At 48.4% G+C, this 21,595-nt stretch carries 19 protein-coding genes and 6 pseudogenes; 14 read left to right on the top strand and 11 right to left on the bottom strand.

Features of this window, described 5'->3' with window-relative positions; genetic code table 11:
• Positions 1-130 precede the first annotated feature (130 nt).
• Positions 131-544 carry a heat shock protein HslJ gene (gene hslJ, locus AC6EMZ_RS15235; RefSeq protein WP_498403415.1) on the top strand — a complete coding sequence of 138 codons (414 nt, stop codon included), beginning with the start codon at positions 131-133 and terminating at the stop codon, positions 542-544.
• Here hslJ and AC6EMZ_RS15230 read toward each other — a convergent pair whose 3' ends face one another.
• The gene (locus AC6EMZ_RS15230; RefSeq protein WP_498403414.1) at positions 545-811 is read right to left on the bottom strand and encodes a putative hemolysin; all 267 of its coding nucleotides are present in this window, start codon (positions 809-811) and stop codon (positions 545-547) included.
• 266 nt (positions 812-1,077) lie between these two features.
• Here AC6EMZ_RS15230 and nifJ point away from each other — a divergent pair, with 266 nt between their 5' ends.
• The 3 genes from nifJ (at position 1,078) to AC6EMZ_RS15215 (ending at position 6,407) form a co-directional block, all read left to right on the top strand.
• Entirely contained in the window at positions 1,078-4,602 is a 3,525-nt protein-coding gene (gene nifJ / locus AC6EMZ_RS15225; RefSeq protein ID WP_498403413.1) for a pyruvate:ferredoxin (flavodoxin) oxidoreductase, read from the top strand.
• Positions 4,603-4,953: 351 nt separating this feature from the next.
• Positions 4,954-6,063, top strand: a complete 1,110-nt coding sequence (ompC, locus tag AC6EMZ_RS15220) for a porin OmpC (RefSeq protein ID WP_498403412.1) — start codon at positions 4,954-4,956, stop codon at positions 6,061-6,063.
• 134 nt (positions 6,064-6,197) lie between these two features.
• On the top strand, positions 6,198-6,407 hold the full coding sequence (locus AC6EMZ_RS15215) for a KTSC domain-containing protein (protein ID WP_498403411.1): 210 nt from the start codon (positions 6,198-6,200) through the stop codon (positions 6,405-6,407).
• Positions 6,408-6,428: 21 nt separating this feature from the next.
• On the opposite strand, the gene AC6EMZ_RS15210 is transcribed toward AC6EMZ_RS15215, so the two are convergent.
• On the bottom strand, positions 6,429-6,845 hold the full coding sequence (locus tag AC6EMZ_RS15210; protein WP_498403410.1) for a GFA family protein: 417 nt from the start codon (positions 6,843-6,845) through the stop codon (positions 6,429-6,431).
• Positions 6,846-7,036: 191 nt separating this feature from the next.
• Complete coding sequence (locus AC6EMZ_RS15205) at positions 7,037-7,426, bottom strand: VOC family protein (protein WP_498403409.1); 390 nt, start codon at positions 7,424-7,426, stop codon at positions 7,037-7,039.
• Between the two features lie 124 nt (positions 7,427-7,550).
• On the opposite strand from AC6EMZ_RS15205, the pseudogene AC6EMZ_RS15200 reads away from it, so the two are divergent.
• Together AC6EMZ_RS15200 and AC6EMZ_RS15195 are read left to right on the top strand one after the other, a co-directional pair.
• Positions 7,551-7,667, top strand: a pseudogene (locus AC6EMZ_RS15200) (winged helix-turn-helix transcriptional regulator); the annotation flags it as partial.
• Positions 7,668-7,711: 44 nt separating this feature from the next.
• Positions 7,712-7,876, top strand: coding sequence for a YnfU family zinc-binding protein (locus tag AC6EMZ_RS15195; RefSeq protein ID WP_498403408.1), 165 nt, complete (start codon positions 7,712-7,714; stop codon positions 7,874-7,876).
• Positions 7,877-8,041: 165 nt separating this feature from the next.
• Here AC6EMZ_RS15195 and AC6EMZ_RS15190 read toward each other — a convergent pair whose 3' ends face one another.
• Positions 8,042-8,260, bottom strand: coding sequence for a cold shock domain-containing protein (locus AC6EMZ_RS15190; protein ID WP_498403406.1), 219 nt, complete (start codon positions 8,258-8,260; stop codon positions 8,042-8,044).
• Between the two features lie 970 nt (positions 8,261-9,230).
• Between AC6EMZ_RS15190 and AC6EMZ_RS15185 the strand changes: the two are divergent.
• Positions 9,231-9,413 (top strand): annotated as a pseudogene (locus tag AC6EMZ_RS15185) (SOS response-associated peptidase); the annotation flags it as partial.
• Between the two features lie 44 nt (positions 9,414-9,457).
• On the opposite strand, the pseudogene AC6EMZ_RS15180 reads toward AC6EMZ_RS15185, so the two are convergent.
• Positions 9,458-9,595: pseudogene (locus tag AC6EMZ_RS15180) on the bottom strand (IS30 family transposase); the annotation flags it as partial.
• On the opposite strand from AC6EMZ_RS15180, the pseudogene AC6EMZ_RS15175 reads away from it, so the two are divergent.
• A pseudogene (locus tag AC6EMZ_RS15175) lies at positions 9,592-9,710 on the top strand (glycine zipper 2TM domain-containing protein); the annotation flags it as partial. The pseudogenes AC6EMZ_RS15180 and AC6EMZ_RS15175 overlap by 4 nt on opposite strands.
• A gap of 59 nt (positions 9,711-9,769) precedes the next feature.
• On the opposite strand, the gene AC6EMZ_RS15170 reads toward AC6EMZ_RS15175, so the two are convergent.
• Together AC6EMZ_RS15170 and AC6EMZ_RS15165 are read right to left on the bottom strand one after the other, a co-directional pair.
• Positions 9,770-10,924 (bottom strand): MFS transporter, encoded by a 1,155-nt coding sequence (locus AC6EMZ_RS15170; RefSeq protein WP_498403405.1) that lies wholly within the window; start codon positions 10,922-10,924, stop codon positions 9,770-9,772.
• Between the two features lie 78 nt (positions 10,925-11,002).
• Positions 11,003-11,605, bottom strand: coding sequence for a TetR/AcrR family transcriptional regulator (locus tag AC6EMZ_RS15165; RefSeq protein WP_498403404.1), 603 nt, complete (start codon positions 11,603-11,605; stop codon positions 11,003-11,005).
• A 113-nt stretch (positions 11,606-11,718) separates the two neighbouring features.
• Here AC6EMZ_RS15165 and AC6EMZ_RS15160 point away from each other — a divergent pair.
• The 3 genes and pseudogenes from AC6EMZ_RS15160 to ttcA all read left to right on the top strand — a co-directional run.
• Positions 11,719-11,817, top strand: a pseudogene (locus tag AC6EMZ_RS15160) (DUF4060 family protein); the annotation flags it as partial.
• An 86-nt stretch (positions 11,818-11,903) separates the two neighbouring features.
• Positions 11,904-12,348, top strand: a pseudogene (locus tag AC6EMZ_RS15155) (tyrosine-type recombinase/integrase); the annotation flags it as partial.
• A gap of 48 nt (positions 12,349-12,396) precedes the next feature.
• On the top strand, positions 12,397-13,332 hold the full coding sequence (ttcA, locus tag AC6EMZ_RS15150) for a tRNA 2-thiocytidine(32) synthetase TtcA (RefSeq protein ID WP_498403402.1): 936 nt from the start codon (positions 12,397-12,399) through the stop codon (positions 13,330-13,332).
• A gap of 44 nt (positions 13,333-13,376) precedes the next feature.
• On the opposite strand, the gene dbpA is transcribed toward ttcA, so the two are convergent.
• The 4 genes from dbpA to AC6EMZ_RS15130 all read right to left on the bottom strand — a co-directional run bounded on the left by dbpA (position 13,377) and on the right by AC6EMZ_RS15130 (position 17,422).
• Positions 13,377-14,750, bottom strand: coding sequence for an ATP-dependent RNA helicase DbpA (dbpA, locus tag AC6EMZ_RS15145; RefSeq protein ID WP_498403401.1), 1,374 nt, complete (start codon positions 14,748-14,750; stop codon positions 13,377-13,379).
• A gap of 27 nt (positions 14,751-14,777) precedes the next feature.
• A complete protein-coding gene (ynaL, locus tag AC6EMZ_RS15140) occupies positions 14,778-14,960 on the bottom strand; it encodes a proline-rich small protein YnaL (RefSeq protein ID WP_498403400.1) in 183 nt (60 codons plus the stop codon).
• Between the two features lie 274 nt (positions 14,961-15,234).
• Positions 15,235-16,218, bottom strand: coding sequence for a zinc transporter ZntB (gene zntB / locus AC6EMZ_RS15135; protein ID WP_498403399.1), 984 nt, complete (start codon positions 16,216-16,218; stop codon positions 15,235-15,237).
• A 148-nt stretch (positions 16,219-16,366) separates the two neighbouring features.
• The gene (locus AC6EMZ_RS15130) at positions 16,367-17,422 is read right to left on the bottom strand and encodes a methyl-accepting chemotaxis protein (RefSeq protein WP_498403582.1); all 1,056 of its coding nucleotides are present in this window, start codon (positions 17,420-17,422) and stop codon (positions 16,367-16,369) included.
• Positions 17,423-17,890: 468 nt separating this feature from the next.
• Between AC6EMZ_RS15130 and AC6EMZ_RS15125 the strand changes: the two genes are divergently transcribed.
• From AC6EMZ_RS15125 to AC6EMZ_RS15115, 3 genes are all read left to right on the top strand, one after another.
• Positions 17,891-20,020 carry a putative bifunctional diguanylate cyclase/phosphodiesterase gene (locus AC6EMZ_RS15125; protein WP_498403398.1) on the top strand — a complete coding sequence of 710 codons (2,130 nt, stop codon included), beginning with the start codon at positions 17,891-17,893 and terminating at the stop codon, positions 20,018-20,020.
• Positions 20,021-20,111: 91 nt separating this feature from the next.
• Positions 20,112-21,344 carry a diguanylate cyclase gene (locus AC6EMZ_RS15120; protein WP_498403397.1) on the top strand — a complete coding sequence of 411 codons (1,233 nt, stop codon included), beginning with the start codon at positions 20,112-20,114 and terminating at the stop codon, positions 21,342-21,344.
• Positions 21,345-21,420: 76 nt separating this feature from the next.
• On the top strand, positions 21,421-21,561 hold the full coding sequence (locus AC6EMZ_RS15115) for an Ecr family regulatory small membrane protein (protein WP_498403396.1): 141 nt from the start codon (positions 21,421-21,423) through the stop codon (positions 21,559-21,561).
• Positions 21,562-21,595: the final 34 nt, after the last annotated feature.

Genomic DNA, 21,595 nt, shown 5'->3' with positions numbered 1-21,595 from the left:
TCCACCTTGCCGGGCAGCGCGTTGCCGTGCCCGGCCCCTTCCTCGCATTTTCAGATAAACTCCAATGACACCCCTGGCGGTATCGTTAAAATCTCACGTAGATTCATCCAATAAATAGTTTGAGACGAAAATGAAAAAACTTTTGGCCTTGAGCCTGTTCAGCCTAATCCTTACGGGCTGCGTCAATCCGGGGAAAGCGTCCGTTCAACCGGAACAGCTCCAGGGACACCGTTTTGTGCTTGAAAGCGTGAACGGCGCAGCAATTAAACCGGGCGCAGTCCAGCCTGAAATAAGCTTTGGCGAGAAAATGACGATTTCAGGCGTGATGTGTAACCGCTTTAACGGCCAGGGCAAACTATCGGAAGGGGAACTGAAGGCTAAAGCGTTAGCGATGACGCGTAAGCTATGCGCTGACCAGCAGTTGAATGAGCTGGATAGCACGATCGGCAATATGCTGCGTGCGGGCGCGCAGGTAGACCTGACTGAAGATCAGTTAACGCTAGCGACGGCTGAGCAAACGCTGATGTTTAAGCGGGCAGAGTAATCAGTAATTCCCGCAGGTGCCAATGGCAAGCGACTGCTCACTGCAACGTTTGCCATTGGGTAGCGCGCACATACCGGTGGCAGAACCGTCTAACTGACGAGCCACAGAAAGTGAACCACCAACCATAGCGCAGCTTGCTTGTCCTGAACTGGACATCGCGGCTTTCATCCCCGGAGCCACGTGTGCGGCGGTGGCTTGTTGTACAGGCTCATTACTGCATGCCGACAACAATAACGCGGCACACCCTACCCAAAATGCTGAACGCATTATTCCTTCCCCATAAAATTAGCGAAACCTATGCATCATAGGCATCGCGCGGCGCTACGTCGAGAGTACCACTGCGCATTTATGCACTTCTGAAACATTTTCTGGCAATTTTTTAGCAGAAAATTGATCTACACATTGATACCAGGAATGCTAAGGACACAAAAGCGAAAATCGTAAAACCCGACCTTTGCTAAAATAAGGGAATAACTATCAAGACTCGTTGACGTTATACGGGTCTCTCTTTTTGCGCAATGTAAGGGTGTCACATGATCACTATTGACGGTAATGGCGCGGCCGCGTCCGTCGCGTTTCGCACCAGTGAAGTTATCGCCATCTACCCCATTACGCCAAGTTCGACGATGGCTGAACAGGCCGATGCCTGGGCTGGGAATGGGCTCAAAAATATCTGGGGCGACGTGCCACGGGTCGTTGAAATGCAGTCAGAGGCCGGAGCCATCGGCGCGGTCCACGGCGCATTGCAGACCGGTGCACTTTCCACGTCGTTTACCTCTTCACAGGGATTGCTGCTAATGATCCCGACGCTGTATAAGCTGGCGGGACAGTTGACACCGTTTGTCCTGCATGTCGCGGCTCGTACGGTTGCCACGCATGCGCTGTCGATCTTTGGCGATCACTCCGACGTGATGGCTATTCGCCAGACGGGGTGCGCCATGCTTTGCGCCAGTAACGTGCAGGAAGCGCAAGATTTTGCGCTGATTTCGCATATCGCAACGCTGAAAAGCCGCGTGCCTTTTATTCATTTTTTCGACGGTTTTCGAACGTCGCATGAAATAAATAAAATTGTACCGTTGTCTGATGACACCATCCTGAACCTGATGCCGCAAGCCGAAATCGATGCGCATCGTGCTCGCGCCTTAAACCCTGAACACCCGGTTATACGTGGCACATCTGCCAATCCTGATACCTATTTCCAGTCACGTGAAGCGACTAACCCCTGGTATAACGCGGTATACGACCACGTTGAGCAGGCAATGGATGATTTTGCTCTGGCGACCGGACGGGAATATAAGCCATTTGAATATTATGGCCACCCGCAAGCCGAACGCGTGATTGTGCTGATGGGTTCGGCCATTGGCACCTGTGAAGAAGTCGTTGATGAGCTGCTGACCAACGGCGAAAAAGTCGGGGTGTTGAAAGTCCGCCTGTATCGTCCTTTTTCGGCCAGGCATCTTCTCTCTGTCCTGCCAGAAAGCGTACGCGCGCTCGCTGTTCTCGATCGCACCAAAGAACCTGGTGCTCACGCGGAACCCCTGTACCTGGACGTGATGACCGCGCTGGCAGAAGCGTTCAATAGCGGTGAGCGTGACACCTTGCCGCGCACAATCGGCGGACGTTACGGCCTCTCTTCGAAAGAATTTGGTCCAGACTGCGTGATGGCGGTGTTCAACGAGCTCAACGCCGCCAAACCGAAACCACGTTTTACCGTCGGCATTTATGATGATGTCACCAACCTTTCCCTGCCGCTCCCTGATAATACCTTGCCTTCTGGCGCGAAGCTGGAAGCGTTGTTTTATGGCCTGGGGAGCGATGGGAGCGTTTCGGCAACCAAAAATAATATCAAAATTATTGGAAACTCAACGCCGTGGTATGCCCAGGGTTATTTTGTCTATGACTCTAAAAAAGCGGGCGGCCTGACCGTTTCGCATCTTCGTGTGAGCGAGCAGCCGATTCGCTCGGCTTATCTGATTTCGCAGGCCGATTTTGTGGGCTGTCATCAGTTACAGTTTATCGATAAATACCAGATGGCTGAACGCCTGAAGCCCGGCGGCATTTTCTTGATCAACACCCCGTATAGCGCCGATGAAGTCTGGTCACGCTTGCCGCAGGAGGTACAGGCCGTTCTGAATCAGAAGCACGCGCGCCTTTACACTATCAATGCGGCGAAAATTGCCCGCGAATGTGGCCTTGCCGCTCGAATCAACACCGTCATGCAGATGGCCTTCTTCCATTTGACCAGCATTCTTCCAGGCGAGAGTGCCCTGCTGGAATTACAGGGTGCGATTGCAAAAAGTTACAGCAGCAAGGGAGCTGAACTGGTGGAGCGCAACTGGCAGGCACTGGCGCTGGCACGTGAATCTATTTCGGAAATCCCACTGCAACCGGTGAATAGCACCAGCCCAAACCGTCCACCCGTCGTCTCGGATGCGGCACCTGATTTCGTGAAAACCGTCACCGCTGCCATGCTGGCAGGACTTGGCGATGCCCTTCCCGTCTCCGCACTTCCACCAGACGGAACCTGGCCTGTGGGCACCACACGCTGGGAAAAACGCAACATCGCCGAAGCGATCCCTATCTGGAAAGAAGAACTGTGTACGCAGTGTAACCATTGCGTCGCAGCATGCCCGCACTCCGCCATTCGCGCCAAGGTGGTCTCGCCGGAAGAGATGGAAAATGCGCCAGCCAGCCTGCACTCTCTGGATGTCAAATCTCGCGATATGCGCGGGCAAAAATATGTTCTGCAGGTGGCCCCGGAAGATTGCACCGGCTGTAATCTGTGCGTAGAAGTTTGCCCGGCGAAAGACAGGCAGAATCCTGAAATCAAAGCTATCAATATGATGTCGCGTCTGGATCATGTCGAAGAAGAAAAAGTGAATTACGACTTCTTCCTCGACCTGCCAGAAATCGACCGTACCAGGCTGGAACGTATTGATATCCGTACGTCGCAGTTGATTACCCCGCTGTTCGAATACTCAGGTGCCTGCTCCGGGTGTGGTGAGACACCTTATATTAAGCTTCTTACCCAGCTTTACGGCGATCGTATGCTCATCGCTAACGCCACCGGGTGTTCCTCTATTTACGGCGGTAACTTGCCTTCTACCCCTTACACCACCGACGCCAACGGTCGTGGTCCGGCATGGGCGAACTCGCTATTTGAAGACAATGCCGAGTTCGGGTTGGGCTTCCGTCTGACGGTAGATCAGCATCGTGCCCGCGTTATGCGCCTGCTGGGGCAATTTGCCGATAAGCTTCCAAATGAGCTCAACGAGGCGCTTCATGCCGAAGCCACGCCAGAGGTACGCCGCGAGCAGGTTTCAGCGTTGCGTGAACACCTGAGCGGCGTTGAAGGTGCGGAGCAACTGCTCACTGATGCTGACGCGCTGGTTGATAAGTCTATCTGGCTTATCGGCGGCGATGGCTGGGCCTACGATATTGGTTTTGGCGGGTTGGATCACGTTCTGAGCCTGACGGAGAACGTCAATATCCTGGTTCTTGATACGCAGTGTTATTCCAACACCGGCGGTCAGGCGTCCAAAGCCACGCCGCTGGGTGCAGTGACCAAATTTGGCGAGCACGGCAAACGCAAAGCGCGCAAAGATCTTGGCGTCAGCATGATGATGTACGGACATGTCTATGTTGCGCAGATTTCGCTTGGCGCGCAGCTCAACCAGACGGTGAAAGCCATTCAGGAAGCGGAAGCCTATCCAGGGCCATCGCTCATTATCGCGTACAGCCCTTGTGAGGAGCATGGATACGATCTGGCGTTAAGCCACGATCAGATGCGCCAGCTCACGGCAACGGGCTTCTGGCCTCTGTACCGTTTCGACCCGCGTCGTGCCGATGAAGGTAAACTGCCTCTGGCGCTTGATTCACGGCCACCATCAGATGCACTCGCCGAGACGTTGATGCAGGAACAGCGCTTCCGTCGTCTCAATGCCCAGCAGCCTGAAGTGGCAGAGCAATTATGGAAAGACGCGGCAGCGGATTTGCAGAAACGCTATGACTTCCTGGCGCAAATGGCCGGAAAAGCAGAAAAATCGATCAGCGAGTAAAAAAAATGCCCGGAGCATCCGCTCCGGGCATATCCAAAATGTTTTTTGAATGACAATTTCATCAAACAAATCACATTCATTTAATTAATGGATGAAGAATCTTAAAGGCATATAACAGCACAGAGTGTACACATCTCCCCCCTCCATGAATAATTTTAATTTTATATATCTCAATTGAACACATATAAAATAATTATCAGCATTTCTTCGGAATTAATTCCTTGAGATTTTACTTATTCAGTAACAAAACTACTTTATTAAAGATTAATAGAGTGAATTAGCATGTGACAACTTTCCACCTCGGAAAGTTCGCAAAGTCATTTAATAATAAAACAGCAAAGGAATAGTCACATGCAAAAGAAAGTACTGGCACTCATTATCCCTGCCCTTTTAACGGTTGGCGCAGCGCAGGCAGCAGAAATTTATAATAAGGACGGTAATAAACTAGATTTATATGGCAAAGTTGCAGGCTTGCACTATTTCTCTGACGACTCTGGTGCTGACGGCGATCAGACTTATATGCGTATTGGCTTCAAAGGTGAGACGCAGGTAAGCGACCAGTTGACCGGCTATGGTCAGTGGGAATACCAGATTCAGGCTAACAACACCGAAGGCTCAGATAATCAGTCCTGGACCCGTCTGGCGTTCGCGGGACTGAAGTTCAATCAATATGGTTCATTCGACTATGGCCGAAACTATGGCGTCATGTATGACGTCGAGGGTTGGACCGATATGCTGCCAGAGTTTGGTGGGGACTCCTACACTAAAGCCGATAACTTTATGACCGGTCGAGCCAACGGTGTAGCCACCTACCGTAACGCTGATTTTTATGGACTGGTAGACGGTTTGAACTTTGCATTGCAGTATCAGGGCAAGAACGAAGGAACCGGCAACGGTAATGAAGGCACCAACAACGGCCGCGATGTTCGTCATGAAAACGGTGATGGATTTGGTCTCTCCACAACCTATGACCTCGGTATGGGTATCAGCGCAGGTGCCGCCTATACGTCGTCAGACCGAACTAACGCACAGGCGAATACCACGACCGCAGGCGGTGACAAAGCCGATGCCTGGACTACCGGTCTGAAGTACGATGCGAACAATGTTTATCTGGCAGCCATGTACTCTGAAACCCGAAATATGACGCCGTACGGCGACCAGGATGATGCGATAGCGAATAAGACGCAGAACGTTGAAATCACGGCGCAGTACCAGTTTGATTTTGGTCTTCGCCCGGTGGTTTCTTATTTACAGTCGAAGGGTAAAGACTTGGGTAATGGCCAGAGCGATCAAGATCTGGTTAAATATGCTGAAGTCGGCGCAATCTATTACTTTAATAAAAACATGTCCACCTACGTTGATTATAAAATAAATCTACTGGATGAAGATAACGCGTTCTATAAAGACAATGGTATCGGCACCGATGACATCCTTGCCGTAGGTTTGGTTTATCAGTTCTAATCTTTGCAGCCCGCATTCATATGCGGGCTTATTTAATTGTTGCAGACACGAACGACATAATACTTTTGTCTTGCATAAACAGGCCATCCTGATGGATGATAAATCTCCTGTTACAAGCTGTAAGGGACACCATCATGGTCCATCACCCTGTAAGATCGTCACGCATTGCATCCATTGGCTATGATGAGCGTAGCGCGACGCTGGAAATTCGCTTTCTCGATCGCCGCACTCTGCGGTACCAACATGTTCCCGCCCGCGTCTACAACGATTTTTTGCAGGTGGTATCAAAAGGCCGTTTTTACGATGGCGTGGTTAAAGGGAAATTTAACGAAGTCAAAGTGTAGCAAAGACAACGTTCTCAGCGATTACTTCTTCGCCGCTCGAAAAGACAAATAACCCATCACACCATCGCTCGCCCCATCCTTTGGATGATTGACGCCATCCATCACTTCAATCTCGGCAAAATCAAAAGGTGAAACGCCTTCAATGCAGGCGACATTGATACCGTACTGATCCGGGTTGGATCGGCGCTGGTGGAAAGTATAAATACCGCAGACGGAGCAGAAAAAATGACGTGCTTCCTGTGTGTTAAAACGGTATTCCGTAAGTTTGTCCTGGCCTTTTGTCACTTCAATTCCCGACAGCGGAGCAGAAACCACAACCGCCCCGCGCATCCGACAAAACGAACAGTTACAGCGCCGGGCTGTGTTAAATCCATCAGACAGTTCAACCGTAAACGCAACCGCGCCACAATGGCATTGTGCAGCTAGCTTTTGGGTCATACATTTTACTCCTGAGAGAAACTGCTGTTTAGCATGGTCCGAAACCGAGAAATGTTCAATATTCTCTCAATGCCCCGGCTGATTAAGAGCTTAAACGTACTGACAATCAGGCCAGGAATCCACACCATACCCGCCATCAGATATCCATCGGATGGCTGGAACATCTACCGACACAGGCGGTCCATAAATCCCTATCGTGGCTCGTGATAAACCGCCTCAATATTGTATCCATCAGGATCAAGGATAAACGCGGCGTAATAGCCAGGGTGATAATGGGGCCTGTATCCCGGCGCACCATTATCTTTTCCACCAGCCAGTAAAGCTGCGCGGTAGAATGCATCCACTTCCTCTTTGTTTTTTGCACTGAAAGCAAGATGCATCCGGGGCGTAGAGGGGGTGCCCAGTGTTAACCAGAATGCACCTCCAGGATCTCCCCTTTCATCAAGTACAGCGGGGCCAAAACCTACCGCCTTATTCGGGAATTCAAGCCGGATAATATAACCAAGACTTGCAAGAACGCTCGTGTAAAAGAGTTTACTGTCTTCAAGATTTGTGACGCTGAATCCGGTGTGATCAATCATGTTTATACTCCTGTCAGCAAAGAAGAGTATGCAGTAAAGCACTCAACAATCGAGCGATGTTTGATTTGGTGTAAGAATGGGTGATATTGCATGACACCTCGGCGACACCGAAGCTAAAGATCCCCCTCGAGTCGAGTATTCACTCACCGAACGGGGAAAAGCTTTTGAGCGGTCAATAGCTGCCCTACAAGACTGGGCTTTACTACGCAGGGAAACGCCTGGCATAAGAAAACACAAGTAATTGATACGTTAAACGTGTATCGTAGACGTCCCTTATATCAGGAGATGCCTATGTCAGTTCGTAAAAACACACAATCCCGCCGTAATTACTTAGTCAAATGCCCGTGCCCAAACTGTTCAAAAGATTCAGAGCATAGTTTTAGCCGAGTCCAAAAAGGTTCTCAACTCGTCTGCCCATTTTGCAATACTTTATTTAAACCATTAAAATGATTGCAGAAACATTCCTGAAGATATGATAATCGTTAAATAAATTAGCGACCCCGCCTTAAGCTACGTTTTAGGGGGGGGGAACCAAATAGACTCTACACAGTGATGCTACTGTAGGCAGTCTAATTAGAGGCGCACGTGACTGTTTGTACAGCACGTCCACACCTGCTAGTTATCACAAAGTATTACGTTAGAAGCTGCGGGACCTTTGGTACGATTGAAAATCGTATACTCAACTTTCTGTCCTTCAAACAGGGTTTCTAAATTATCCCCCCGAAGATCGGACACGTGAACAGAGATATCTTTGCTTCCATCAAGAGGAGAGATGAAACCGAAACCTTTGTCTTCCTTATACCACTTTACCAGGCCTCTGATTCTTGAGGACATACTGACTCCAGTTATATCTGACGGGAAGGGTAATAAACGTATTATAATAAAGTATAGACTCAAAAGGAGGGATATCAGCGATAACACCTGGTAATGAGGACTGCCCAATAAAATGTTTACGTTCGCTTGTAGATCGAACTGATGAGCACATTAAGGCACGGACAGTGACAATAAGCAAAGTATTCTTTACCTTTCGGCACTCCCGCTCTGGTAGTGGTCACTGTCCTTGAGGACAACGCTTGAAACGAGGGTTGCTTTACTCAGGCCGCTTTCATAGGGTTTGTATGCCAAACCAATGACACAGAATGAATTCTTGTGGGGGTAATAATGATAATGGGTTTTGTCTGTGATTTGTGGGTAAAACTCACACCCAAAGGGTATTTGAGTAATCTTAAAAGCCCTGACCATTGCAGCCAGGGCTTTTAAGGTACTACAGACTTCAGATTTGACATTAATGGACTTAATAGAGTGATACTGCTATTTATACTGCTTTTAAATGCACCCGTTTACTACAGATAATATTGGGTATTAATACTAAAAAACCTCCCTCTATTTATCTCGTTATATACACACCTGCGCTTTCAAAAATTAAGCGTGGCAATTTAAACAAGTACATCCCCCATCGCGACATATACTCTTTGATGCGTTGCCCTTTGCTGGTACAGTTATAAAAAACAAACTAAACCGCCAGCATCAATTAGAAAAACAAGGCCTTACATCGTCGCGCAAACACTACCATTTTGCGAACCAGCACAAACACTTCGAGACCTTAAAGCACACTACATCCCAAATAACAAACTTCGTGGCCCGTTTAGCAAAATGGTTTTACCCAGTACTTTTTACTGCTCACTAACTTCTTTCATTGTGCGGCTAAGTGCTAATTTACTCATTCAAGATTTGAAGTCAATACTGTTTTTTAAAACATGTTTTTATTAACAGCAACATACCACTTCAAGAATAAACCTGTTGACCACTGGTTCTGTCACCTGAAGCTGCAAGGGAATAGATGAGGCAGGATGTTAGCGGTAGAGAAGCAAAAGATATTATCTCTGACGGTACTGTGCAGGCGGACAACTTCATTTGGCACGCGGTTTCGCGCTCGGTGGGGAATGTGAAAAATCAATGTCCAGCGCTAATCGAAGCTGCCCACTGAAACGCAACCAGACTAAGCGTTCAAGTCTGCTTTGAGCTGTGAGTTCAACCGATTGATGCAACACACTTATCGAACCGTTCTGCGGGTGATTCATAGTCTCGCACTTTTCTCGGCCTTTCGTTGAGCTGACTGGCAACACTGTTAAGCCTTTGTTGGCTGTGAAAAGATAAGTCGTCCGATCGGTTACGACGTGACCTACCGCATCGGCGATCAACAGGGTAAAATCCGGATGGATAAAGACCCCGGCACGCAGCCCCACTGGATGAGAAAGGCCAGTTAGTTTTGAATAAAATTTAACGGCTATATTGACACCCCGTGATTTTTTATAATCGGGGTGTGTTTATCTTCAGAACCTATTAACTCCAACCTTTTTTACTGCGACGGATATAAGGTAATACGGATAATAGAGCCAGTACCGCTAATGCCATTCCAATCCATAAAGCTGAACGTAAACCGAATCCTGATGAAATTGCCATCCCACCTAAATAAGAACCGCCACCTAATCCAATATTGATAACGGAAGTATGAACGGCATTGACCATTGGACCTGGATGTGCCACGCTGACAATTCTTGCCATCATTGCCGGATTCATTGGAACCCCTGATAAACCGATAAGTATGACAGCCAGAATAGCAATAACCTGATATTGAACAAATAGTGCCATGCCGAGCAAAGAAATACTCAATATTGTTAATCCGACAACCATAACAGCTAAACTATGGCGATATGCAAGACGTCCCGTTACCATATTTCCGATGATATTGGCTAGTCCATAAAGCATCAGAATGAAGGGAACCGTCTGCATTGTAAATTTACTGACATCAGTCAGCACGGGAACAAAATAGCTGAATGCCGCAAAACTTGCGCCCAAAATCAAACAGCTGGTTGCACAGGCTTTCCAATAGGCCTTATTTTTAAATGCCTTAATCTCTTCAGCCATCTTGATAGCACAGCCGCCGCTCATATGTGGCAATAAGCGTACTAATGCTAACAGGCATATGAAAACCAGGACGGCGACCAGCCCAAAACTCATTTTCCAGCCCCAGTGCTGGTCAATGATTGTCGCGATAGGTACACCAAAGACATTGGATACCATAAAACCTGCTATCACTATTGATGCGGCACGAGGGCGATTTTCTACAGATACAAGAGCCATACTTGTCGCGAGTGAAAGACTTAAACACCCTGCACACAAAATACCTGTCACGATTCGAATAGCAACTAACACATTGTAATCAGAGACAAAAATACTTAACCCTTGTACGATAACATATAACCCTAACAACCATAATAACGTTGATCGATAGGGTGCTTTAAACTTAAGAAAGGCGTAAGTTAATACCGGGCCACCTAGCATTACACCGAATGCATAATATGAAATCAAATGACCGACTTCGCCGACTGTAACACCAAATGCTTCAGATAGCGTGGTCATCATACCCGCCACCATTAACTCTGCTGTACCTAATGAAAAAATGGCTAACCCTAAAATATATACGACTAATGGCATGGTTTTTTATTCCCCTCCGTATTGGAATGATCGTTACAAAAATGAATGAAAGTAATTAATGACCTTTTTCGCTTAAATTTATAAATTGATTAACAGACCAGCGACGACATCTTCGAGGATTTTTCTATCTGAAATGTTTTTATTCAGTACACGTAAACCGTAATAGCCTGCCATAAAGCCTCTCGCCATTTCGACGGCTGATGCTTTATTGTTTAGCTCACCGCTTCGTTGACCTTCGATAAATACCGCCACCAGCGTTTGTTCTAAATGCTGACGATATTCATTATTCAGCCTTGCAACGGCTTCATCTTTACTACCCATCTCCAGGGCTGAAAATAAGACCATCGCATCATGCTGTTCTGGCTGAGAAAGATCTTCGGCAATACCCCAGAGCAGAAGGGTATGCAATCGCTCTTTTACCAGACCTGATTGTGTGAGTATTGCTAACTGTGCTGACATAGTTTGTTCATGGCTGCGCAACAAAGCTTGCTCGTAAAGGGCTTGCTTGCTTCCGAAGGCATTGTATAAGCTTCCCCGCCCTAATCCCGTACCATTGCATAAATCTTGCGCAGAGGTGCCTGCATAACCATTGGCGCTGAAAACAGCGACGGCAGCATCAATGACATCCTGATCTTCGAACTTTCGTGGACGACCCGGAAAGGTTGGTTTTTCAGCACTCATAGGGATGTGGGACTTGAAATGAGTTGAGGCGGCATAGTATTGATTATGGAACGATCAGTCAAATAATTTTCATAAATAAATCAGCGGTGATGCGCAGACAGAGTAGAAGGCGTAAATTTTGGGTTGAGGTAGTGAACCGTAAGGCGAGCTATGTGGCTACAGCGATGACCGGCATGCGTCGACTCCGTTCCCTACCCGGCCAGGCCTCCTGATATCGGAATATCAATTTTCTTTAACCGGCATCCTTTTCAGAGCTATGTGAATTTTGGACGAGCATGAAAGAGACTGAAATTACCGCAAATGCAATTCTGGTCATCGAGTTATCGCTCTATTAGAGCCAGCACTTGAGGCCCTTAAAGCACTGTGTAAGTTGACAGCGCTACAGCCTAAAACCGAGATTGTTTTTCATCATCGCAAGTATGGCGCGATAGAACATCATGGCGTGCGATTTGTTTTCATGCCCCGGATGCGCAAGGGTGAACAAAAAGCCGACTACTCTTTATCGAGTGTCGGCGCGAGATTTAACGCCGCCGTAAAACGTGCTGGTATTCGCCGTCGGAATCCGTACCATACGCGGCATACTTTTGCCTGCTGGCTTTTATCCGCCGGTGCTAACCCGTCTTTACATAGCCAGTCAGATGGGGCATGGAAACGCGCAAAGGGTTTATGAAGTCTACGGTGCGTGGATTGAAGAAATGAATGGCGAACAGGTGCTGATGCTGAACGATAAGCTGGCACGCTGAAAAAACTTTGCCCTATTATGCCCTTACTGGTTCCAAAGGTAGTAATAAATGCAACAAAATCAAGAGATTAACAAGAAAGAACAATACAACCTAAACAAGCTGCAAAAGCGTTTGCGTCGTAACGTGGGCCAGGCCATTGCAGATTTCAATATGATTGAAGAAGGCGACCGGATTATGGTTTGCCTTTCGGGTGGAAAAGACAGTTTCACCATGCTTGAGATTTTGCGCAATCTTCAGCAGAGCGCACCGGTTAATTTCTCACTGATTGCGGTCAACCTCGATCAGAAACAGCCGGGCTTCCCTGGGCATATTCTTCCGGAATATCTTGAGCAACAGGGTGTCGAATATAAGATTGTTGAAGAAAATACCTACGGCATCGTAAAAGAGAAGATCCCAGAAGGTAAAACAACCTGCTCGCTCTGCTCTCGCCTGCGTCGCGGCATTCTCTATCGCACGGCAACGGAGTTGGGTGCCACTAAAATTGCGCTCGGCCACCATCGCGACGACATTCTGCAAACGCTGTTCCTGAACATGTTCTATGGCGGCAAGATGAAAGGTATGCCACCAAAGCTGATGAGTGATGACGGAAAGCATATCGTGATTCGCCCACTGGCTTATTGCCGTGAGAAAGACATTGAGCGATTTGCCCAAGCGCGTGAGTATCCCATCATCCCTTGCAACCTGTGCGGCTCTCAGCCTAACCTTCAACGTCAAGTCATTGGCGACATGTTGCGCGACTGGGATAAACGCTATCCGGGACGGATCGAAACCATGTTCAGCGCGATGCAAAACGTAGTGCCTTCACACCTGAGCGATGTTGAACTGTTCGACTTCAAAGGGATTCAGCACGGTTCTGAAGTGGTGGACGGCGGTGATTTAGCGTTCGATCGCGAAGATATCCCGATGCAGCCAGCGGGCTGGCAGCCGGAAGAAGATGACTCTCAACTTGATGAGATGAGACTGAATATCGTCGAAGTGAAGTAATATGTTAGCGTCTCAGAGATAAGCTCTGAGACGCTTTAAAAGTCCTATTTCAGTAAACGTACCCGGCACGTCTTCCCTTTGATTTTACCGTTCTGCAACTGCTTCCAGGCCTTGTTCGCTACCGACTGGCGCACCGCAACATAAACATGCGCCGGATGCACCACGATTTTGCCTATATCAGCGCCATCGAGACCAATATCACCGGTCAAGGCTCCTAAGATATCGCCTGGACGCATTTTGGCTTTTTTACCGCCATCAATGCACAGCGTGACCATTTCGGCTTTCAGCGGGACAATCGCCACATTAACCGGTGCGCTTATCCAGTCCAGTTTCAACTGTAGCATCTCAGACAAAATGTTAGCGCGCTGCGCTTCTTCTGGTGCGCAGAGGCTAATCGCCAGACCGCTATTACCTGCACGAGCAGTACGACCAATGCGGTGAACGTGAACCTCAGGATCCCACGCCAGTTCAAAGTTGATGACAAGCTCTAGTGATTTGATATCCAGGCCGCGCGCCGCAACATCCGTCGCAACCAGGACACGGGCGCTTCCATTTGAGAAACGTACCAACGTCTGATCGCGATCGCGTTGTTCAAGATCGCCATGGAGTGCAAGTGCGCTCTGACCTGCCGACTCAAGTGCGTCACAGACGGCCTGACAGTCTTTTTTCGTATTACAGAACACCACGCAGGATGCTGGCTGATGTTTGCTGAGCAGCTTTTGCAGCAGTGGGATCTTGCCGTTCTGCGAGGTTTCATAAAACTGTTGTTCAATGGCCGGGAGCGCATCCACTGAATCAATTTCGATGGTGACCGGGTTTTGCTGCACTCGCCCGCTAATGGCGGCGATCGCCTCAGGCCAGGTCGCAGAAAACAGTAGCGTCTGGCGAGAAGCCGGTGCAAATCGGATAACTTCATCAATCGCATCGGTAAAGCCCATATCCAACATTCGGTCGGCTTCATCCATCACCAGAGTTTGCAGCGCATCCAGAGAAACGGTGCCTTTCTGCAAATGATCAAGCAATCGGCCAGGCGTCGCGACGATGATATGCGGTGGATGTTGCAAAGAATCGCGCTGTGCGCCGAACGGTTGCCCGCCGCACAGGGTTAAGATTTTAGTATTTGGCAAAAATCGCGCCAGACGACGTAGCTCACCAGCGACCTGATCGGCCAGTTCGCGGGTAGGACAAAGGACCAGCGACTGGGTCTGGAATAAACCCGCATCAATGCGCTGTAAAACGCCAAGACCAAATGCAGCCGTTTTTCCACTGCCGGTTTTTGCCTGCGCACGAACGTCGCGTCCTTCCAGGATCGCCGGAAGCGCGGCAGCTTGTACAGGGGTCATCGCGAGGTAACCCAACTCGTTAAGGTTATCGAGTTGGGCAGCGGGCAAAACATTCAGAGTCGAAAAAGCGGTCACAATATATTCTCGTGGTAAAAGTCACAGTCAGTTGGCGCGTATCCTCGCAGATCTGAGTGACCGATGCGACAATTTAATCGGTTCTTCATCAGGTGGCGGATCCGGCATCGGCTGTGGACGAGGAATAGGATCGGGGACAGGCACCGGGTCGGTTGGGATCGAGTTTGAAAGCGGCGGTTGCCACTGAAGCAATGCATGTAGACAGCTCATGTTACCCTCCGGGTGATCGGAATGACTCTATTAGGGTAGACGCTGTGATTCTACAGGCAAAAAAAAGCCGACTAATTTAGTCGGCGTCGTACGAATCAATTGTGCTATGCAGTAATTCAAAAAAGGAAGTAAGACAATATGGAGCGCAACGCCCATCGCTTGACGTTGCATTCACCTGCGGGAGTAATACTGCACCGAACGAGGTAGGTGTTTATTGACTTCGCTCAAACAAAATAGCGTTTTGAAGCGTGAGTTCACCGAAAATAGTGTAAATTTACAGCCATTTACTACGATGCAACCACCACGCAACACCACCAATCAAAACAACTAACATGATGCAAAAAGCGGAAAAGCCGAACCGATAAGCACCTCCTGGGATCCCCCCCAGATTAACGCCGAATAACCCTGTCAGAAAAGTGCTGGGCAAAAAGACCATGGCCATCAGTGACATGGTGTACGTTCGACGTGACAGTGACTCCTGCATCACCTGGGCGATTTCATCGGCCATTACCGCCGTACGGGCAATGCAGGAGTCAATTTCATCTAGCCCCCTCCCCATACGGTCCGCAATATCCTGCATTCTGCGACGCTGATCGTCGTTCATCCAGGTTAGCCGCTCGCTGGCAAGACGCGCATAAACATCACGCTGTGGCGTCATATAACGGCGCATCACAATGAGCTGTTTGCGCAGCAGTGCCAGAAAACCCCGTGGCGGAATTTGCTGATCGAGCAAGTTATCTTCAAGATCGATAATTTTGTCGTGCAACTCTTCTATAAATTCACTGGCATGATCGGTTAAGGCATCACACACATCTACCAGCCAACCGCCGCAGTCAACGGGACCGGTGCCTTCCTTTAAATCATTGACGACATCATCCAGGGCCAACACTTTACGCTGGCGCGTCGAAACAATCAGACGTTCATCCATATACAGCCGCATCGCGACTAACTGGTCAGGACGCTCGTCCGTGCTGCCGTTAATGCAACGCAACGTAATGAGCGTGCCGTCACCCAGTCGACTAACCCTGGGACGCAGGCTCTCACCCGCCAGAGCATCGCGCACATTGTTAGGCAACAGCGGCGTGGATGCGAGCCACTGCGCGCTCTCCGGCTGCGTGTAGTTCAGATGCAGCCAGCACGGATGTTCACTATCAATAAGATCGCTATCTTCCAGCGGCGCCGCCCCGCCCTTTCCGTCCAGTAACCACGCAAACACCGCGTCCGGAACGTTAACCTCGGACCCTTTAATGCCTTCCACAGCGCCTCCACCATTTCGCAATCATGGTTGTCAGTCTAGCCATCGCCCAATGTTAATCAACATTTAACCGTGGCAGCGCGCTGAATTTGTTAAGGAAATGTTTATCAAAAAGTAAAAAGCCTGGCGAACCAGGCTTTAATCTCCACTATCAGAATACGTGCTCAGTGCGCCGGGAGTAGATGGCGGAATGTTGTCGAAGGCGTTCTTGTCCAGCAAACTCAACGCTATCGTCAAGCCTGAAATTACGGGTGCGGGCCTGAAGTTCAATAACCTGATTTTTCAGTACATCCGATGAACCGGATAACTCGTCTACCATCGCAACGTTACTTTGCGTCACGCGTTCTAGCTCAGAAAGTGCCTGAGTGATTTGTGAGATACCTTTTTCCTGTTCCGCCGTTGAGGCAGAAATTTCATCCATCAGCTTACTGACCTGCCCGGAACCGTTGACGATTTCATGCATGTTCTTTTCCGCTTCAGCCACGACCGTCACGCCCTGGGTCACGTTATTAGTGGTGACATCAATCAGCGTTTTAATACTTTTTGCCGCTTCTGCACTGCGATGTGCAAGATTGCGTACTTCACCCGCAACGACGGAAAACCCTTTGCCGTGGTCTCCGGCTCTGGCCGCTTCAACGGCAGCATTCAACGCCAGAATATTGGTCTGGAAAGCGATGCCATCGATCAGCGTGATAATCTCTGTCATCTGCTGCGCACATTCCGTAATGGACTGCATATTGTGCGCAACCTGCCCCATCAGCTCGCCCCCTTTACTCGCCTGAACCGTGGCACGGTTTGCCCGATCGCTGGCCAGACGCGTATTGTCAGCATTATTTCGGGTACTCGCTGCCATCTGTTCCATACTGGCAGCGGTCTGGATAAGTGAGGCCGACTGCTGTTCCGTTTTTACCGACAGTTGCGCGCTACGGTTAGAAAGTTGTTCAGAAAGGGTCATCGCCGTTTGTGAAGAGGCTCTGATTTCGCGGACTAATGTGGCTATATTGCTCGACAAACTATTGATCCCGGGAATCAATCTTCCGGCACAGTTATTACCAAACTCAGGAATAGAAACGGCAAGGTTGCCTGAAGTGACTTCTTCAATACTTTTTTTCACGGTATTGATCGGCGTCACAAGATATTTTGTCATGTAGGTCCAAAGTAACAAAACCGCAAGCACATTAACAATATTAACCAATATAAAAAGCATTGTACTTTTTGAAAAAGCCAAAACCAACCCATCAATGATTAAAAGTACGACGAGTAGAAAATAAAGTATAAAGGTCCTTACGCTGACATTTCTGAGCATAATTTATCCCGCACAACGAATTGCATTAGGTATTATGTTTATAGCATTCGCAAATACTTTTTCCAGTACATTTTTAATAGCCTTCTTGTTTCGCATGCCGCTCTTTTCAGTTTTACTTAAGTGCGAACTTCGCACCGCCAAAAATCCAACGGCAGAATATAATATCGTTTTATCTCAATCCCTCACCTGACAGCAATGACATCTCTGCTATTATTCTAATATCCAAATGGCCTTTATTCAGGCAAGATACAGCCTTAGCATAATAATGTTTAGCGGCGCTTAACTCATTAATTGAAGAATATATCCTGCTAGCATTTTATGCCGTAGAAATTAACACAACATCTCAATTTTTGAGCGTGGGATTGCATAATGCTGGATGTATCGTGGGACCCTGTACTTATCGCCATCTCGTTCCTGGTGGCCTTTATCGCATCATTCGTGGCATTGGACAGCGCGGGCAAAATCACCGGCGCCAGCCGAAAAGCGGCGCTGTGCTGGCGCGTTGCAGGAGGCGCAACCTTAGGTATAGGGATTTGGTCCATGCACTTCATTGGCATGCTGTCGATGAAAATGCCGATGGTGATGAGCTATGACCTGTGGCTAACCATTGGTTCGCTGGCTATCGCGGTTGTGGCGGCCACGATGGCTATCAACATCGTTGTTCCTGGAAATACCCTTTCTCTTGTTCGGCTGTTTTTCGCGACGCTGATCCTCAGTGCAGGCGTGGTTTCCATGCATTATGTCGGTATGGCGGCGTTAATGCTTCACAGCGGTATCAGCTGGAATATGACCATCGTATCGTTGTCTGTCTTAATCGCCGTCGTGGCCTCCGGTACGGCACTGTGGCTGGCATTCCATTTACGTCACAGCCACAAAGGCGTATTTATTAATCGTATTGCAGCCGCTGTGGTGATGGGTATCGCGATTTGCGCGATGCATTACACGGGCATGTACGCTGCCAGTTTTCAACATACGATGCCCGCGATGCCCAACGAGGTAAGCGAGCATGGGTTGTCAATATGGGTCTCAGTGACAACATTGGTATTGCTCGGGATCATGCTTATTATTTCTCTCGTGGATTCCCATTACCGCACCAGTCGCCTGACCGAAAATTTGCGCCAGTTGAATAAACAACTGGAATTACAGGCACGCTTTGATGCACTCACCGGTCTTGCTAATCGTCACCAAATGGACCTCAAGCTACAGGATTGCCTGCACGGTGCGCTGCTAAACAAAAAGCAGTTTGCGGTAATGTTTTTAGACATTGACCATTTCAAGATGACGAATGATACCTGGGGTCATCATGTCGGCGACGAATTGCTGATCAACATTGCACAACGCCTCACCGCCAGGTTGGTCCCGGGGATGACGCTTGCAAGGTTAGGTGGCGATGAATTCATTCTGCTGCTTACCGACAGCGATGATGAGAAACTCGCTACGCTTGCCACAACAATGCTTGAGGATATTCGCCGTCCGTTTTCTATCTGTGGACATACGCTCAATATCACGATGAGTGTCGGGGTCAGCCTCTACCCTCAGCATGGTGAAACGCTGCACGAACTTAAGTTTAAAGCGGACGCGGCGATGTACCACATCAAACAGGAAGGCCGTAACGGTTGGGCTATTTATCGCCCGGAGATGTCAAAAGCTATCTCCGCAGAGCCAAGCTTCCTGCAGGACCTGAGCCAGGCACTTGAACGCGAGCAGTTCGAGCTTTGGTATCAACCAACCTATATCGTTGAGCCGCATGAAATTCACGGATTTGAGGCGCTGCTGCGCTGGCATCATCCTGAACAAGGCGTGCTGTTGCCGAACGTGTTTTTGCCGTCACTCGAAAAAACCGGACTCATCATTCCGGTAGGGGTTTGGGCAATTGAACAAGCCTGCCGACAGTTGCGTTTCTGGACCGAGCAGGGATTTAGTCAATGGACACTGTCGATTAATTTGTCACCTATTCAATTTGAGCAACAGGATATATTCAACGTTGTCTCCGCTGCGATGCAAAAATATAATCTTGATCCTTCACGATTGATTCTTGAAGTCACTGAAAGTACTGCGCTTAAAAACCTGGAACGCAGTATTGAATTGTTAAACGAATTTAATCAGGCAGGCTACATCGTCTCTATTGATGACTTTGGCACCGGCTATTCAAACCTGTTGATGCTCAATGTTCTTCCGGTGAAAGAACTTAAAATCGACAAAAGCTTTATTGACTGCATGTTTGAAAATGAAAAGAGTAAGAAGATCATTGAAACCATTATTCACGTAGCGCGGACCATGGATATGGTCGTGGTTGCGGAAGGCATCGAAACAGAAGAACAACGGCAGATACTTGCTGAGCTGGGATGTGATTACTTACAAGGTTATCTTTTTTCTCGTCCACTTCCTGCGGAGCAGGTGCCGTGGCTGGTCTTACAAAATAAATCCGATAAACAAATTATACCGATCGGTAAAAATCACGTGGAGTACCCCGTTAATTCACAAAAAAATCATGCCTGAATTGGCGAACTGGAGTATGTTTCAAAGAAGACCACGCGTGCAGATTCCGGCGTGACTATCAGGCACAGAAACCGATGAACGGGAAATATCCATGTCGCTACACAGTTTCGATGCGCTGAATCTAATCAAAACGCCTGTATGGCTGGTATCCCCCGTTTCTGAACAGGTTATTTTTGCTAACGTCGCGGCTGAAGTTCTGATGCTTGAGAATTCATTGGATGACATGCGCAAAGGGATCTTTTCCGCCAGTGCGCAAACTCAGCTTTCAATGTATGTATCCGATCTGAAGTCAGATCTCGAAATCGTTGAAATCTGGACTATTCTGCGAGGGAAACATCATACCACCCTGAGTTGCCGTCTTTCAGTGACCCACTATGACAGCATAGGTGACGTGATTGTTTTTGAAGGCATTGTTTCTCAGGTGCCGTCGGGGCTCAAGGCAACGCGATCAGCGAACTATCAACGTAAAAAACAGGGTTTCTACGCGCGTTTCTTTTTGACTAATAGCGCACCGATGCTGTTAATCGACACCGCAAGAGACGGTCAAATTGTTGATGCCAATATGGCCGCACTGAATTTTTACGGCTACAACCATGACGATATGTGCAGTAAACATACATGGGAAATTAATACGTTAGGACGCGATATACTGCCGATCATGACGGAAATTGCGCGCTTACCTGGCGGACATAAACCGCTTAATTTTGTCCATCGTCTCGCGGACGGTTCTACGCGGCATGTACAAACTTATGCGGGTCCAATCGAAATTTACGGCGATAAATTGATGCTCTGCATCGTTCACGATATTACCGAACAAAAACGGCTTGAGCAGGAACTGGAACATGCCGCAATGCGTGATTCGATGACGGGGCTGTTAAATCGTCGTCAATTTTATCGGATAACTGAACAAACCAACCCTTCTTATTTACCGGTCCAGAACCAGTTCAGCTTATTGCTGGTGGATACCGATCATTTCAAAAATATCAATGACGTATTCGGACACCTCAAAGGCGATGAGGTTTTAATTTCGCTTTCCCGCACGCTGGAAGCCTGTAGCCGGAAAGATGATTTTGTTTTTCGCTGGGGCGGAGAGGAATTCGTGATTCTGCTGCCACGTACACCGCTGGATACAGCGATGCAGGTCGCTGAGACCATTCGTGCCGCTGTGGCGCGCATCGCTATTCCTGGTCTTCCCCGCTTCACGGTGAGTATCGGCGTTGCGCGACATAACGCAGAAGAAAGTATCGACGAGTTGTTTAAACGCGTGGACGACGCGCTCTATCGCGCCAAAAATGATGGACGTAATAAAGTGCTGGCGGCCTGAATACTGGTTAATTAATCAAAGCCTCGTTACAATGCCCGACGCTATGATACATATTTGAGATGGGTAACAGTTTGCTATGGGAAAAACGGAATTTGTACTCATCTTGATTATTTCATGCCTAATGATATTTGGTTTGTGGTTTATTTTGAGTGGAGAGATGTGGCATCTGGTGAGTTATCTCGAAAACCGTCTTTATCCTTCAATTGATGCCCCATAGACTAAAATAAACCCGCGCTCAGGCGGGTTTTTAA

This window comes from Enterobacter sp. SCRI0065 (assembly GCF_059766475.1).
This window is presented reverse-complemented; position numbering and strand designations above follow the sequence as displayed.

What these genes read in the sequence shown, in the direction of transcription:
- hslJ (WP_498403415.1), top strand. Translation starts at nt 131, where the DNA reads ATGAAAAAACTTTTGGCCTTGAGCCTGTTCAGCCTAATCCTTACGGGC.
- AC6EMZ_RS15230 (WP_498403414.1), bottom strand. Translation starts at nt 811, where the DNA reads ATGCGTTCAGCATTTTGGGTAGGGTGTGCCGCGTTATTGTTGTCGGCA.
- nifJ (WP_498403413.1), top strand. Translation starts at nt 1,078, where the DNA reads ATGATCACTATTGACGGTAATGGCGCGGCCGCGTCCGTCGCGTTTCGC.
- ompC (WP_498403412.1), top strand. Translation starts at nt 4,954, where the DNA reads ATGCAAAAGAAAGTACTGGCACTCATTATCCCTGCCCTTTTAACGGTT.
- AC6EMZ_RS15215 (WP_498403411.1), top strand. Translation starts at nt 6,198, where the DNA reads ATGGTCCATCACCCTGTAAGATCGTCACGCATTGCATCCATTGGCTAT.
- AC6EMZ_RS15210 (WP_498403410.1), bottom strand. Translation starts at nt 6,845, where the DNA reads ATGACCCAAAAGCTAGCTGCACAATGCCATTGTGGCGCGGTTGCGTTT.
- AC6EMZ_RS15205 (WP_498403409.1), bottom strand. Translation starts at nt 7,426, where the DNA reads ATGATTGATCACACCGGATTCAGCGTCACAAATCTTGAAGACAGTAAA.
- AC6EMZ_RS15195 (WP_498403408.1), top strand. Translation starts at nt 7,712, where the DNA reads ATGCCTATGTCAGTTCGTAAAAACACACAATCCCGCCGTAATTACTTA.
- AC6EMZ_RS15190 (WP_498403406.1), bottom strand. Translation starts at nt 8,260, where the DNA reads ATGTCCTCAAGAATCAGAGGCCTGGTAAAGTGGTATAAGGAAGACAAA.
- AC6EMZ_RS15170 (WP_498403405.1), bottom strand. Translation starts at nt 10,924, where the DNA reads ATGCCATTAGTCGTATATATTTTAGGGTTAGCCATTTTTTCATTAGGT.
- AC6EMZ_RS15165 (WP_498403404.1), bottom strand. Translation starts at nt 11,605, where the DNA reads ATGAGTGCTGAAAAACCAACCTTTCCGGGTCGTCCACGAAAGTTCGAA.
- ttcA (WP_498403402.1), top strand. Translation starts at nt 12,397, where the DNA reads ATGCAACAAAATCAAGAGATTAACAAGAAAGAACAATACAACCTAAAC.
- ynaL (WP_498403400.1), bottom strand. Translation starts at nt 14,960, where the DNA reads ATGAGCTGTCTACATGCATTGCTTCAGTGGCAACCGCCGCTTTCAAAC.
- AC6EMZ_RS15130 (WP_498403582.1), bottom strand. Translation starts at nt 17,422, where the DNA reads ATGCTTTTTATATTGGTTAATATTGTTAATGTGCTTGCGGTTTTGTTA.
- AC6EMZ_RS15125 (WP_498403398.1), top strand. Translation starts at nt 17,891, where the DNA reads ATGCTGGATGTATCGTGGGACCCTGTACTTATCGCCATCTCGTTCCTG.
- AC6EMZ_RS15120 (WP_498403397.1), top strand. Translation starts at nt 20,112, where the DNA reads ATGTCGCTACACAGTTTCGATGCGCTGAATCTAATCAAAACGCCTGTA.
- AC6EMZ_RS15115 (WP_498403396.1), top strand. Translation starts at nt 21,421, where the DNA reads ATGGGAAAAACGGAATTTGTACTCATCTTGATTATTTCATGCCTAATG.